This is a genomic window from Pluralibacter gergoviae ATCC 33028 = NBRC 105706 (assembly GCF_001598855.1).
Taxonomy (GTDB): Bacteria; Pseudomonadota; Gammaproteobacteria; order Enterobacterales; family Enterobacteriaceae; genus Pluralibacter; species Pluralibacter gergoviae.
Window position 1 is genome coordinate 509,971 of sequence record NZ_BCZS01000001.1, and the last position, 14,200, is coordinate 524,170.

A 14,200-nucleotide genomic window follows, 5' to 3' on the forward strand; every position below is an offset into this window, starting at 1 on the left:
AGCCATGTCAATCCCATTATCTGAGGTGCACTATGTTAGATATTGGTTCAACCATTAAACTATGCCGTGAAGCACGTAAGCTCACCTTACAAGAACTTTCAGATAGAACGGATTTAACGAAATCTTATCTATCTCGTATAGAGAACAATCAAAGAGATCCTACTATTACAGCGTTAGAAAGAATATCATTAGCGCTACATATCCCTCTAAATATAATCATCCTTCTTTCTGAAAGTGAAGAGACAAATGATGAGTTTTCTGACATCAATAATATGCTCAAAAAAACTATAATGGATACATTAGTTAATGCATAAAAATTGGAATTATTCAAATAAACCACTTGCTAATTTAGAGTCTCTATTCAAAATGCTGGAAACAAATGAAGAGAGGCTCACTTATCTTTTAAAAAACAAAAGAAAATATTTCAAAACGGTGCCGGTAATAAGAAAAGGTAAAAAAAGAACGACGTATAAAGTGGTTGGTGAATTATTAAAGGTACATGAGCTTATTAAACAGCGTATTTTTTCTAAGATATCACTCCCAGAGTATATTACTGGAGGTAGGAAAGGAGTCAGCTATATTGATGATTGTAAATCCCATCTTAATAAGTCAATTATCATTCAAGAAGATATGAAGGATTTCTTTCCTTCTATAAAAGAAGATCTGATAGCTAAAGCTTTTCAATATTACATGAACTTCTCTCCTGAAGTTTCGTTATTAATAGCGAATCTGTCAACACTTGAAGGCTCACTTGTTCAAGGGACTAAGTTAAGTACTGACATTGCCAACTTAATATTTTTAGAAGAAGAGGCTCTCCTCAGTGAGGAAGTTAGAAAATTAGGTGGAATTTACACGAGATATGTCGATGACATAACTATTAGTTTCGAATCTGAAGTTAATAATGATGATATTTCAAAAATAAAATTAATGATATTGTCAATGGCGCTCAAAAGTGGGGTTAGATTAAATAGGAAGAAATCAAGGGTTTTGAGGAATGGTCAGTCTAAAATTGTACATGGTGTAAAAGTAATCAAAGAGCTTAGACCAACACAAAAAAGAAAAGATAATATAAGGGTGTGTCTTTTTAATTTGAAGAAAAAAGTGATTGAAAAAGAAAGTGTTATGGATGTCCTTACGTTGTATTTTAAAATTAGAGGATTAATAAATACATTAAAGCAGCAAGGTGATAAGAATCATGCAGAGTATATAAAACAAGCTAATCAGTTAGTAGCTGGTGTTGATAAAAAGGAGGCAATAAAATCAATCAGGAAAATGAGAAAGGTTAAAGATATCAGGAAATTAAGATCGTTATATTCAAAGTTAAAACCATTAGGGTATACATCTAAAAGTGTTTCTGCTATTTTGGATGTTGAATATAAAACATGTAAATGTAAAATTAATAACTAACTGATTGAGAAGTTACGGGTAAATCATACTGGATTGTCATCGATTTATTACGGATTACGATTAATGTGTAATAAAATTATTTATTAACACGATAACTGGATGGTCTCAGTTGTGGTGAATTGTTTTTTTTGTTTTCATGTATCGACGGATTGAGAACCATGTCCCTATTGGCATTGTTGTGCTCGCTATTCTGACGACTTGGGAAACGGTTGATCTCATCCGGTGTTGGTTTATAATCATCTTGGTTAAACTTGGATTTTTTCTCATATTCAGTGCGAGAGATATGACGGCCTAATACCTCATCAAAGACATAGTTTTCAGCAATACGTTTATCATGTTCTTCACTGATAAGATCATTTTGGGATTTGTTTGCTTTAGCCCATACAAACTTCTGCTTGAAAAAATCTATGACAAGAGTTGTGAAGCGTTTAAAAATATTATCCTGACGTGGAGTAGTCTGTTTCCTCTTAACACGTTCAGGGGCGCTTCTGGATGCCCTGTTTAGGGCTTGAGAGGAGGATGTTTTCAAAATAGTATTTGTTTCATAATCAGAAATACTGACCGATGGTTTCTTACCAGCAACAACCTTACTGACTTTGGATTTATCACGATAGGATTTAACGCCACGCATACGAGTATGAGGAGGTGGTGCTACAAGTACAGGTCTTTGCGTTTCATTGGCAGAAGAACTGGAGCTTGTTTTTGGTAATACAATCTCTTCTGGTTCAGCAAGATGTGTAATCGTAAAGCTTCTGACATCAACGATGATTTCAAGATCAAGCTCACTGAATGTTTTGTAGACTTCAACGGCTTCTTGCTTGGTAGCATCACGAACAGCCTGTTCTGCGGCTCTTTGCTCTTGAGCTGCTTTACTACGCCATTTGGCACTGTGGATACGCTTCATTGGAGGACGGTTTGTTTCAGCGGCTTTGGCAAGCCATAGTGCTTTTTCTTCATTATCCAGAGCAACCGCCGCTTTTTCTAATGCTTCTTCATGCTGGGCCTGAAGGGAACGATGATCAATACGTTCTGACGAACCAGCAGCAGCAAGGAAGCTGTTCGCCATAGATGCCCATGATTCACGCCAAAAAATAGACATTTTTCTGTCATTCCAGCTTCTTTCTTTTTTACCAAAACCTTCCGGGCCTATGGTTTTTAAGGTCAACATAACGTGAGCATGAGGATTATCACTATCCAGATCATGAAAAGCGATGTCAGCAATCATGCCTTTATCAACGAAATTTTTCTGACAATACTCAAGGACAAGTCTTTTCTTGTCGTCATTGTTTAACTCGGCAGGAATAGCAACATCGAAATAACGGGATGTTTGACCATTGTTCTGGCGCTCAACTCTTTCAACTTCATTCCACAATGCTATAGAGTCTTTTACGATGTTTTCTGGTGCGTTAGCTGGAGCTAATATGAAATGCCCATATAAATCAGTACGGCGACTGTAATCATACGTATCACCTGTTCTTTCATCTGTTATACGTGTACGAGCATGATAGGCAGCCTTCGCAACGGAAGACCTGCCTTCTGAACGTTTCACAATTTTAAAATCAAGATGAAAAATAGCCATACAATAAAAACAACCTCAATATAAATTTAAATATCAAACAAAAATATAACTCTCCAATGCGACTATGCTGGTTTTAGTTTTTCGAAAGAAAAACTCTGGTGTTGACGTTGACCTTGTTTCCGAAGGAAACGGTGTTAGCCTGCGGCAGGCAACCGTCGGTAGACCCCACACGCTCACGAAGTGAGTGTATAGGTGGGCATTGCTTTATTTTTATATCTCCTAACGGAGCTAAAAATAACGACAATGTTTAAAGTTTTTCTATACTTAAATAATAACTCTAGTTTTATAGGCTGTGAAATTTACAGGGCTAGAATCGGATGAACGGCTGAGGTATTACACAAATCTTAATGACTATGGTTTTAGAGAGCGCCCGTAAGGGCAAAAGTAGTTAAATTAGTCTCCCGCCGTAGGCGGGAAAGTGAAATTTAGATAAAACAGTGAAAATAACAGATTTTTTCCGTGTTGCACAATTCACAGGTTAGGCATGAAAATTATAATAAAAATATAACAAATAAAAAGAAAAACTCTAACGAGAAAAATTAAGTAACGTGGAGAGAATCGCTTAAAATGTTAGTGTGCGCTAGCGCACAAGTGTACGATTATTCAATTTTTCATTATCCTATTTTTGATTTTTAAACTGGTCTGACCATGCTTTATGCCAAACTGATAAAAAACCAAATTTGAAACTGACTATCATTAACAGGGCCTTGCCCTGTTTCAGCAATGTGATTGCTTGCGGCAATCACTAAGTGCTGCTATTGATTTTTATCTGTTGTATTTCGTATGCGTGAAATAAAAACATTGGCAGATGCCATTGAAACATATAAGAACATTAAAAAATCAGAATTAAGTCAAACTATATCAAATATATAAGCATCAAAAGCAAAGGCATAGCGAGTAAATTCTGTATTATATTATTTGTATTAAAAAGGAGAGGATTATGAGAACAATAACCATGTATAACAAAGACAACTTAAAACAAGCGGAGGCGGTATACGATAAACTTTATTCTATAACCAGAAAGTTAAAGTGGGAGATTAACAAACTAAAAGAACAGTCTTTCTCTTTAACTCTAAAAGAAGAGTCAGGTAAATGTGTTAAAGACGCTTATTTAACTTTATTAGATAAGACGAAAACAGAACTGAATGACTCTATCTGCAAAATTGGATTTGTTGATAATGATGTTTATCTTTTTATTGACTGGTTTCTAAATAAACATTGTGCTGTGAATACCAGAGATGGTGCTGATCCTGATGGAACACATTTTATCTTTTATGATTATATCGATCTTGAGATACAAAACTTCAACAGCATAGTATCAGAGATTAAAGATAACGCCCTTAATAAGTTGTTTAGCTTACATCATTTAGATAAAGAAGAAGGAAAAATCATTACAGAGCCTTGGGAGCTAGAATATATAACAGAACAATCAATCAAAGTGTTTAAAAAGTTGTGTTTCAAACATAATGTAAGCAATACACAAAAGTATTTAACCTATGCTATGTGTAACAATGAGATTGATGAGTGTTTTGATTTTACGAAGCTTTTAAATGAGCTATGGCGGTAAGCATTTAATCTGATTTAATTTTGTTTTCATGGAGAGGGGATAACAAAAAGAAAGGTGTATGTTCTTACTGTCAATACAACATATCACATAAATATTTCATCTTATATTATAAGGTGAGGTTGATATCAAAGTTCATGTTTTCCACTAGACGAAAGATGTCATGTTGCTGGAAGAGGTATAATGAATTCATGACACATAGAACAGTGAAGTAGCAGTAATCAAGTATGGAAAAGTAGGGCATTATGGCTTCTTCATTCTGTTATTGGTGTTTTAGTTCATCTTCGTGAAACACAGGCTGTAAACATCGATTGTAGGCTTATACATGCACAGTTTACGGTCATATCTTAAAATCAACGTAAATACTAAAGCTCTTAAACCAGCGTCTTAAAATCGCATACAGAGCGTTTTAAAGTATATATGATAAAACAACGCATAGAAAATAAAAGAGTTGTATTATTATCTTGTCTCCTCATCTTTAATTAAACAAGGTTGTTTTATTTGACAAATGAAATGTGGTGTTGTAAATAAAATGAAGATACAAAAAAAGCCAACTTTCAAAGTTGACTTTTTAAGGACTAAAAAAGTTTTGCCGACTTTTGAAGCCTTGTAATCAGTTAAACGGAACGTGATTACAAATATAATAAAGTATTAAATAATCTTTTCATATTTGTCAAATCTAAATCTCAACTTTTTACAAGCCTTTCAAATACCATTTCCAAAAACATTTTAGTTCTCGAAAGCAATAACGTTAAACCTGATTGTACGGGTCTGAGAAGGTAGGAGCGAAAGTGTTTGATTCATTCTCAAGGTTATTGTCGATGCCAAAGCGGGGAGTCTGCGTAACATCAACTCGAAGCGCACATCTAAGGCTTATAAAAACAGCAGTGTAATTTCTTTAGTAAAACGAGAAATGTTTTTAAAGTTATGATGTTGACTATGGGAGTGCAGAAGGGTGTCGCAATATGGAAACGTATTGCAACTCTAAGCCATAGCATGAGAAGCGCCTTGTTCTATTACGGGTATAAAAATAACAAATATTAAAACTATTTTGAAATTTTCATGCGCGGATTAGGAGAGGCGAAGCTCTAGAAAAACTAAGTTTTCCTCCGGAAAACTACTACGACTGAAAGTCGCCATCTAAAACCCCAGAACCTAATCTAATAAAATTCTAGTACTACTAGTACAAAAAATTAATTTAAAAAAGTAGTGAAAAATATTAGTAGGTAGGTGCCATTTCATCAAGGCACTAACGAAAGGTAAGTACAACTATGAATTAAATAAAGCGCATGAAATAATTTGAGTTTTTTTTGTTTTAATTGTATTGATATAATATATTATGAAAAACAAGGAGGATGTAGTGGACAATAAAACACAAGTGGCAGAAGATTTTATCGATAATACTTCAGGTAAATTAAAAAACGAAAGAAAACACCGTGCTGGAAGATTACAGAGAGTGTCATTAACGGAAAAGAGATTTCTTGATGATGCTGTTCATACGGCTACTAAAGTTAAAGGAAAAAAATTAACATCAGAGGAACGTAGGAAAGTATTATGTATAGCGCGTGAACAGATCCGTTCTCAGCGTAGAGCAGAAGAAATAAAAAAAGAAAGAGACAAAGAACGTCATGCCGTAGTGTTTGAGTGGAAAAGACCAGAAACCTTCCGTCGTTAATCGGATATAATAATGGTGAGAAATATATGAAGAAAACTAAAACAAAAAACTTGAAGGAAAGTGAGTTTATAAGACATATAGAAAACAATCCTGTTGTCTCAACGGCTCTATGCGAGAAATATGGAATCTCTACTGAAACGATTGCCTATGCTTTATATGTTCATAGCAATAACTTCTTTCTTAAAAACGACTACGTTCAGGATGACATTCACTATGATATAGTTAAAAACAATTTAATAATAATGAAACCCACGCTTAGACAATACTATAGAAGAACAAGGCAAGTAGATTATAACGGATATACTTTTTTATCAGGAATTAAAGAATATCAAGACTATTGTATTTTGTTGACGCTTTGCTGCTATCACTGGATAGCTGATGTATTTACTGTCTATAATCATAGTGAAAAAAGTCAATTTATCGTTGATATCGCCAATGATCTCCTGAAAAGGAGTGTAGAGCATTTTTCAGTAGAATATGAAAATGTTATCAACTGTTTTAACATTTTAAAAGAAAAGTTCCCATCGTATAAAAAGAAATAATAATCCAATTTTTCAAATATCCTCATTGACTAACATATTTATAAGAAATATATATGTATCATGGAACTATAAGAGGATAGAAAATGAGTGATATTTCAGATAAAGAACAAACCAGAAAGAAACCACGAATAAAAAAGACACTGGAACAGCAATTAGCATCTGCTCAGATGCGTCTTAATCGTTTACAACATCAGTCTAAGCAAGAAACCAAGCAGATTGAAACACGTCAGAAAATAATTTTAGGTGCGGAAGTTGCCAAAGCTCTTGATTGTGATGTTTTTACAGTTGATAAAGAACTTGTTTTAGGTATGCTACTAGAGATACCGCATCTACATCCAGATGATAAAAAAAGATTTAAAAAAAATGGGCTGTTGTTTCTGGCAAGTATGAAAGGTCGAAAAACTTAATAGAATATGGAATGCCCGGTGTAAATAAAGAATATGAATGCTGAATCAATTTTTCATTAAATTAAATTTGACATTGTTATTTATTAATTATATTTTAATTTTATCATCACAGATGAATAACTCCATATTCATATCTTGTAAGCTGTGGTGGTATTTAATAAAGTCATGGGAGTATCCTCCCGATAAAGAGACCGAGAGTGAACTCGGTCTTTTTATTTTCTGTTAAGTAATCCGTTCATCGGTAATGTTACATATAAGATTATTTTTATCATTGCATTTAATTTTCACATTTATTATTTGTTTTATATCTTTCCAATTAACCGAGGAGATATAGAGGAAATGGAAAAAACAGTATTAATTAAAAACATAAAAAGTAAAAAAGGTTTCTCACTTTTAGAGCTATTACTTGTTCTTGGTATCATCGCAGCTTTGGTAGTAGCAGCTTTTATAGTTTATCCAAAAGTACGAGATTCAAGGTATGTAGATATTGAAGCAAAGCATATAGGGCAAATTTATGCATCTGTAAAGAGCGCCTATGCTGGACAACCCGACTATCGTGGGCTTTCTACAACGGCAGTTTCAATACCAGCTCAATTTTTCCCAGATGACATGCTGACTAAAAATATTACATGGGGAATGTCTTCTTGGGGGGGCTATGTTGTCGTTGATGCCAACAATATCAGTCCATCAGGCGCATCTAATTCTTCTTTCACTATTACTTATTCAGACGTTCCAGCTAACGTTTGTACAAGGCTCATAACCTCAGTTGGAAGTACTTTTTTCAATATCTACGTATCAAATGTAAAAGGGATAGTAGACAAAAACTCAGGCACGCTAGTCAAAAACAATGGTGGTGATATCGATGTGGTTTTAACAGCTTCAGTCTGTTCTGCAGGAAATTTGAATAATCAAATATCATTTTTATCTCTCTGAGTAGCGTCCACTTATCTATAAAACTATTTTTTGTTTGTCAATTTTATACCGAATCAGAAAAGGTTCAGCTATTTTTAGATGCCGCTTCCATCCCGGATAATAATAATATATAAAATGGATGGTTGTTTTTGGCAAGCATAAAAGGTCGAAAAACTTAATAGAACATGGGATGTGAGATGTTAATCAAGAATATGATTGCAAAATCAATTTTTATTAAATTAAATTTAACGTTATTATTTATTAATTAATTATATTTTTGTTCCCGACCTTTTTATTTCATCAAAGGTAATCCGTTTATCGGTAATATCATATATAAGATTATTTTATCATTGCTTTTATTTTTATATTTACTATTTGTTTTATATCTTTCCAATTAACCGAGGAGATATAGAGGAAATGAAAAAAACAGTATTAATTAAAAACATAAAAAGTCAAAAGGGTTTCTCACTTTTAGAGCTATTACTTGTTCTTGGTATCATCGCAGCTTTGGTAGTAGCAGCTTTTATAGTTTATCCTAAAGTACAGGCTTCTCAACGTGCACAGGCTGAAAGTAATAACATAGCAACAATTCAAGCGGGTGTTAAATCTCTATATACAGCATCCTCTAGTTTTACTGGATTAACGAACTCTGTAGCCGTTCAGGCTAAGATATTTCCGGATAATATGTTAGTAGGGTCTGGCACGGAAGCAAAACCTGTTAATGCGTTTAAAGGTAATGTATTAGTCAAAGAAGATAGTACTGGTCCATCAAAAGCTAAAGGATCTTCTTTCACCATTACCTATGAAAACGTTCCTGCCGCAGAGTGTACCAAGATTATCACTGCAGCAGCCGGTAATTTCTATACGGCTGGTGTAGGAACAGCAGGCAATGTTAAAGCTGCTGGTGAGGTATTAGATGTCACAAAAACTGCAACACAATGTCAAACAGGTGGGAATGATAATACATTGATATTCACGTCAATATAATTTATTTTTTCACGTTCTTAGAGCCGTTCTGTGAGTATAACCGGACGGCTTTTTATTTAATAATATTTATAGCTTAACGTCTTGAATATTTTTTGGGTTTTGTTAATTGTTATATAGTTAACGATAAAGGAAATTAATCATGAAAACGACAAAAGGCTTTTCCCTGTTAGAACTTACTCTTGTTTTAGGAATAGGAACTTTAATGGCATTTCTTAAATTTCAGGATATGATACATGAACAGGAAAACTTGAAAGCCTCGGCTGCAGGACAGCAAATAAGGCAGTTAGGTGAGGCTGTAAATGGATATATTAATATACGCTATGATAAACTCTCTGTGTTATCTAATGCGGCAGGGAATGGAACCGATCCGGGACCAAGGATATGTTCAACAGCGACATCACTCTGTACTATTACTTACCAGACGTTGATAAACGAAGGGCTGCTACCTTCAACTTATGTTGCTAAAAATAGCTTTGGGTCTGATTACTCTATCCAGTTAAAACGTGCTGGTATTTCCCCAAATTATGTTATTGATGGAATTGTAATAACTAACTTACCGTGGTCAGAAGGTGCTAAAATCCGTTATGACCTGTTGGGTAAAGCGATGCAGGCCGGTGGTATCGATAGTGGTATGACGAAATCCAACAGTCAGTTGGATGGTTATAATGGTAGCTGGAGTTATTTATCATCCAGCTATTCATCAATATCTAAAGCAGGTCTGTTAGGCTACAGGGTAGGATACAATTCAGCAATGTATTCAATCTATCTCCGCCGTGATGGTACACTCCCTATGACCGGGGGCCTCAATATGGGAGCGAATGATATATATAACGCTAAAAACATAGCGGCGTCAGGAACAGGGAGTTTTGGCAACAGTATAACTTCTGGTGGGACTATAACAGCAGCTAAAGAGGTTATAGCTCGTAATGGCTATGGAGATGCCATTGCTTTTGGTGGTGATGCTGCTGGTAATGATTATGAAATAAGATTGAGTAATGGTGGCAGACCGTTATCTATTTTTTCACCCAATGCTGCAGATTATACAACGGTATTAAATGTTTATAAGAACACGAAAATACAGCAAAGGCTTGCTACTAACAGCCTTGATCCTAATGATCTCCCTTCTGGCTGGGCTGGAGGTATAAGAACATATGATGTCTATGCTGCTGGCACTGTAGGAGCAGGAAATGGAGGAAGCGTCAATGCTTACATGAATAGCAGTGGTGATATGAGTGCTTCCAGAAATATTTCTGCAGGTAATGACGTAAATGTAGGTCATCAAGTAAACAGCCAGTATGTATGGGCATCAGGAAACCTCAACTCAAACTATATTCATTCTAATGGTAATATTGATGCTGATAAAAGGGTTAACGCAGGAGAATATGTTTATATTAATGGTCAGGCCAATGTCGGGTGGGGATGCTCTCCAAATGGTCTTATCGGGCGAGATGGATCTGGTGAAATTCTTTACTGTAAGGATGGCCTGTGGAAAAAGAGCACAGGAACAGGCAGGCAGTGTAATGCCAATGGATGTTATATGACACTATTTGATGGTACTGTTTTACAATGGGGACAAACGTGGAATAATCAGGGCGGAAACTCATATATTACTTTCCCGATAGCATTCCCAAATGCTTGTTCAAATGTTTCTTTAACTGCACTCAATACGTCCTTAAGTGGGAACGCTAAAAATGTTCCTTATGTAAACGTCAGCTCAATTAATAATAGTTCGGTTTGGATATCAAACGGTCAAAGTAGTGCTTATGGAACCATGTGGTATGCTATTGGATATTAATTTTATAATGTTTTAATAGGAAATGATGTGTGTTTTTTATAATATGCGGTATAAGAGAGATAAAACGTGAAGAGCTTGGTTTGAACCTCTAATTATTTATGGGGGATTGAGTTTATTTGTGATTGGTGATAGTAAATATATTTTTAATAAATATCAAAATATATTTGACAATCTGCATTTAATATTTTATTTAATAAGGGTTTCTTGAGAATATTCACTTCATGAAGTGTCTGATTGCCCCACATATGGGGAGTAGTTTACAGCCCAATGGGCTGATTGCGTTGCCCCAAGTATGGGGATATGTATTCTCTCCAATGGAGAGTTCCCTTCAAGGGAAAAGGAAAGGGCCGTAAGGCCCTTTTCCATTTTATATACTGCTTAACACATCATTTATGGTTGTAGATAGCATATATCTCGCAGGATTATTCATCTGTTTTTTGAGTGAGATAAAATGAGCTTTACCACAAGTAATTTTCGCATCTTCTTCATTACCAAGACCAATGTGTTTGCTTTTTGTCTCTACAACAAAGTAAATATGTTCTTCGCCATACTCTTCAATAACTAAGGCCCAGTCAGGATTGTAGGTTCCCAGCGGCGTGGGGATTTTAAACCAACCGGGAAGCTTCACATAAAGCTTAACTTCATCCTGTTCTTCGAGTTCCTGAGCGAAACGGCCTTCGACTTCAGAATCTCTAGGAACATATTCGTAAACTGACTTAGACGAGGTTTCAAAAAGATTACGGGCATATCCTGTTAGCTCTTTATCCATAAAGAGACTTTGCGCATACACCTCTCCTTTTAGTGGATAATATTTAATACCATCAACAATTGACAGGCGTTTGCAGTAGTTGATTCGGCCTATAGCTTCACTGATAAACTGCTGTGGATTTTTAGCAAAATCAGCGAGTCTTCCACTCTCTTTCAGGATGGTGCTTAAACTGCGTCTTGTCAGTCCGGTTTTTTCCTGTAGAACACCAAGAATATCTGGCAATGGCTGCTCTGCAACATCAATTACAGCGCTTGTTGTCCCATTAGACTGAGCTTTGACACCAAGTCCAGATTGACTTTGTTTGATTGTTGCTTTGCTGAAACTGACCATTGCTTTTGCTACAGGCTGCATTTCAGAAAGTGATTTCGTACAGGATTTAATCAATTTCTCTTCGTCAAATGCCAGTCGGTACAGCGTTTTTTGACAAATGCGCTGCCATAACGCTTCGAATTCCGGGCTGCTTAAGACTTCTTTCCGGTATTTGATTGTTTTACGCTCATCAGCATTGTTTATATTGAGTCGCCCTGCTGATTTACGCAGGATAGTTTCAATTTGTTCCTGTAGTGAGGCATACTTCTCACTAACAACAAAAGTGTCTTCGAATAACACGTTTTTCAGGGCTTTTGTGATTTTCCCCGATTTTTCCAGATAACCTTCGGTCTGTAGTTCAGCCCAAATCTCATGTGAACCGGCGATACCCACAGCTTGTGAGGAATCAGAGAAGATCAGATGGGCAAACGCATCTTTTTCGATGATACCAAAACGGATGCCTGTTTCGTTCTCAATTTCGCTCTGTAGTCGTTCGGCATAGGCTTCATAATTTTCACTGGCAACGACAGTCAGAATGTTAATGCTGTCATCACGAACACGTTCACCCTCTTGGTTAACACACAGGCGAAGACCACGCCCTAATGTTTGACGACGTTCTCGTTCACTTCCCATCTCTCGAAGGCTACAGATCTGGAATACATTGGGGTTATCCCAGCCTTCTTTTAAAGCAGAGTGTGAAAAAATAAACTTCACCGGATTCGAGAAACTCAAAAGCTTCTCTTTATTTTTCATGATGAGGTTATAACCGCGTTCCGCATTTTCGCGGCCTGCATTATTGCTTTCGGTTGTTTCAGCCCATCCACCTTTTTTATCAATGGAGAAATAACCATCATGAACGTCTTTAGCATGTTCTGGATGAGAAGGGAGAAAATCTTTATATGCGGGGCTTTTGATCGCTTTTAGATATTCTTCTTCAAAGATACGAGCATATTCACCCGGTTCACGAAGTCCTTCTTCATTAGTTTGGCGATAGAAATCAACCTTATCAATGAAGAACAGGGTGAGAACCTTGATTTGCTGAGAATTCAGGCGAAGTTCTTTATCAAGATGTTCGCGAATTGTACGCCTAATCATATGACGCTGGATGAGCATCGGGTCAATATCACCCACGACATCACCTACTTTCATATAATATGTATTAGAAGGCGTATCCAGTGTAAGATAACCTTCCTTACCTGTTCTGATTTCGCTTATCCTGTATCCCTGATAAATATCACGCCCCGTTTCGTCATCAAGTGTCGTACCGTCATACACGGTAATCTCTGACCGATTCACGATCCCTTTTTTATCGGCTAAATCAACAATAACAGTCGCGTTAATGTTATTTTTCTTACTGTTAATACTGACCAGTTTTACATAGGGGCTGTTGCTTGCATTCTGGACTTCAAGCCCGGCAACTTCGATCTGTTTGACCAGTTTTTGATTATAGGCATCAATGGCATCGAGGCGATACACCATATGATGTTTATGCACATGTGTCGCTGAATAGCGTATGGTGAACATTGGGTGCATAGCATCCAGAGCGGTTTTACCCGCACCGTTTAAGCCGCCATCCACACTTTGCGGTTCGTCGACAATAATAATTGGACGTGTAGCACGTATCAGATCGATTGGTTTATCCATATCGTCAACGGTCGTTTTTTCACTGGGCTGGTATAGCTTGTTAACGTCTTTTTTGTTAATCGCACCAACCGTCATTACCATGATCTGCATAACAGAGCTGGTAGCAAAATTTCGCACATCCGCAGGTTTTGCTGAGTCATACAGGTAGTATTGATATGGAGTACCCGCATACAGGCTTTTAAAATGTTCTTCAGTGATTTGTAGTGTTTTATAAACGCCTTCCTTGATGGCAACGGAAGGAACTACGATGATAAATTTGCTCATGCCATAGCGTTTATTCAACTCAAGCATGGTGCGAAGATAAACATACGTTTTACCTGTCCCTGTTTCCATCTCGACAGTAAAATCATGGCTGTCGAGCACAGGTGAAGGTGGAAGCTGGTTTTTTAACTGAACATTGTTCAGATTTTTAAGCAGTACATCATCTTCGGGTATTTGTGGGTTAACAGGCATTGAACCTGTTGCGCCTTCAAATGAGAGTGCCCCCTGAGCTGGGGCCAGCACAGTCATTTCGCTTTCCCATTTCTCCTGACCTTCAAACAAATCGCATACCGATTTTATAGCGTTTTCCTGATATTTAAGGTCAGATTCAAAATGTAGTTTCATCTCA

Annotated in this window: 11 protein-coding genes; 9 read left to right on the forward strand and 2 right to left on the reverse strand. The window is 36.3% G+C overall.

The genetic code is table 11. The features are described from left to right. Positions 1 to 32 precede the first annotated feature (32 nt). Together ENGE1_RS26580 and ENGE1_RS02230 are read left to right on the forward strand one after the other, a co-directional pair. Positions 33 to 314: a helix-turn-helix domain-containing protein gene (locus tag ENGE1_RS26580; protein WP_000884144.1), complete on the forward strand. Its 282-nt coding sequence runs from the start codon at positions 33 to 35 to the stop codon at positions 312 to 314. Continuing rightward, a complete protein-coding gene (locus tag ENGE1_RS02230; RefSeq protein WP_000549476.1) occupies positions 307 to 1,407 on the forward strand; it encodes a reverse transcriptase family protein in 1,101 nt (366 codons plus the stop codon). Before ENGE1_RS26580 ends, ENGE1_RS02230 begins: the two co-directional genes overlap by 8 nt. 76 nt (positions 1,408 to 1,483) lie before the next feature. Here the strand turns inward: ENGE1_RS02230 and mobQ are convergent, their stop codons facing one another. Continuing rightward, complete coding sequence (mobQ, locus tag ENGE1_RS26585) at positions 1,484 to 2,986, reverse strand: MobQ family relaxase (RefSeq protein WP_073971292.1); 1,503 nt, start codon at positions 2,984 to 2,986, stop codon at positions 1,484 to 1,486. A gap of 940 nt (positions 2,987 to 3,926) precedes the next feature. Between mobQ and ENGE1_RS02240 the strand changes: the two genes are divergently transcribed. The 7 genes from ENGE1_RS02240 to ENGE1_RS27860 all read left to right on the forward strand — a co-directional run bounded on the left by ENGE1_RS02240 (position 3,927) and on the right by ENGE1_RS27860 (position 10,868). Beyond that, entirely contained in the window at positions 3,927 to 4,553 is a 627-nt protein-coding gene (locus ENGE1_RS02240; protein ID WP_073971293.1) for a hypothetical protein, read from the forward strand. A 1,357-nt stretch (positions 4,554 to 5,910) separates the two neighbouring features. Next, the gene (locus ENGE1_RS02245; RefSeq protein WP_064360524.1) at positions 5,911 to 6,225 is read left to right on the forward strand and encodes a hypothetical protein; all 315 of its coding nucleotides are present in this window, start codon (positions 5,911 to 5,913) and stop codon (positions 6,223 to 6,225) included. A 26-nt stretch (positions 6,226 to 6,251) separates the two neighbouring features. Then, on the forward strand, positions 6,252 to 6,767 hold the full coding sequence (locus ENGE1_RS02250; protein WP_064360525.1) for a hypothetical protein: 516 nt from the start codon (positions 6,252 to 6,254) through the stop codon (positions 6,765 to 6,767). Positions 6,768 to 6,850: 83 nt separating this feature from the next. Next, positions 6,851 to 7,174 (forward strand): conjugal transfer protein TraD, encoded by a 324-nt coding sequence (locus ENGE1_RS02255; RefSeq protein WP_048272962.1) that lies wholly within the window; start codon positions 6,851 to 6,853, stop codon positions 7,172 to 7,174. Positions 7,175 to 7,513: 339 nt separating this feature from the next. Further along, complete coding sequence (locus ENGE1_RS26590) at positions 7,514 to 8,107, forward strand: type 4 pilus major pilin (protein WP_048272963.1); 594 nt, start codon at positions 7,514 to 7,516, stop codon at positions 8,105 to 8,107. A 396-nt stretch (positions 8,108 to 8,503) separates the two neighbouring features. Beyond that, on the forward strand, positions 8,504 to 9,073 hold the full coding sequence (locus ENGE1_RS02260) for a type 4 pilus major pilin (RefSeq protein WP_048272964.1): 570 nt from the start codon (positions 8,504 to 8,506) through the stop codon (positions 9,071 to 9,073). A gap of 139 nt (positions 9,074 to 9,212) precedes the next feature. Continuing rightward, positions 9,213 to 10,868 (forward strand): type II secretion system protein, encoded by a 1,656-nt coding sequence (locus ENGE1_RS27860; protein WP_081214694.1) that lies wholly within the window; start codon positions 9,213 to 9,215, stop codon positions 10,866 to 10,868. A 367-nt stretch (positions 10,869 to 11,235) separates the two neighbouring features. Here the strand turns inward: ENGE1_RS27860 and ENGE1_RS02270 are convergent, their stop codons facing one another. Next, a complete protein-coding gene (locus ENGE1_RS02270; RefSeq protein WP_064360526.1) occupies positions 11,236 to 14,196 on the reverse strand; it encodes a type III restriction-modification system endonuclease in 2,961 nt (986 codons plus the stop codon). Positions 14,197 to 14,200 lie beyond the last annotated feature (4 nt).

Coding starts and splice junctions, on each gene's coding strand:
- ENGE1_RS02230 (WP_000549476.1), top strand. CDS start 307: ATGCATAAAAATTGGAATTATTCAAATAAACCACTTGCTAATTTAGAG.
- ENGE1_RS26580 (WP_000884144.1), top strand. CDS start 33: ATGTTAGATATTGGTTCAACCATTAAACTATGCCGTGAAGCACGTAAG.
- ENGE1_RS02270 (WP_064360526.1), bottom strand. CDS start 14,196: ATGAAACTACATTTTGAATCTGACCTTAAATATCAGGAAAACGCTATA.
- ENGE1_RS02240 (WP_073971293.1), top strand. CDS start 3,927: ATGAGAACAATAACCATGTATAACAAAGACAACTTAAAACAAGCGGAG.
- mobQ (WP_073971292.1), bottom strand. CDS start 2,986: ATGGCTATTTTTCATCTTGATTTTAAAATTGTGAAACGTTCAGAAGGC.
- ENGE1_RS02260 (WP_048272964.1), top strand. CDS start 8,504: ATGAAAAAAACAGTATTAATTAAAAACATAAAAAGTCAAAAGGGTTTC.
- ENGE1_RS02250 (WP_064360525.1), top strand. CDS start 6,252: ATGAAGAAAACTAAAACAAAAAACTTGAAGGAAAGTGAGTTTATAAGA.
- ENGE1_RS26590 (WP_048272963.1), top strand. CDS start 7,514: ATGGAAAAAACAGTATTAATTAAAAACATAAAAAGTAAAAAAGGTTTC.
- ENGE1_RS02255 (WP_048272962.1), top strand. CDS start 6,851: ATGAGTGATATTTCAGATAAAGAACAAACCAGAAAGAAACCACGAATA.
- ENGE1_RS27860 (WP_081214694.1), top strand. CDS start 9,213: ATGAAAACGACAAAAGGCTTTTCCCTGTTAGAACTTACTCTTGTTTTA.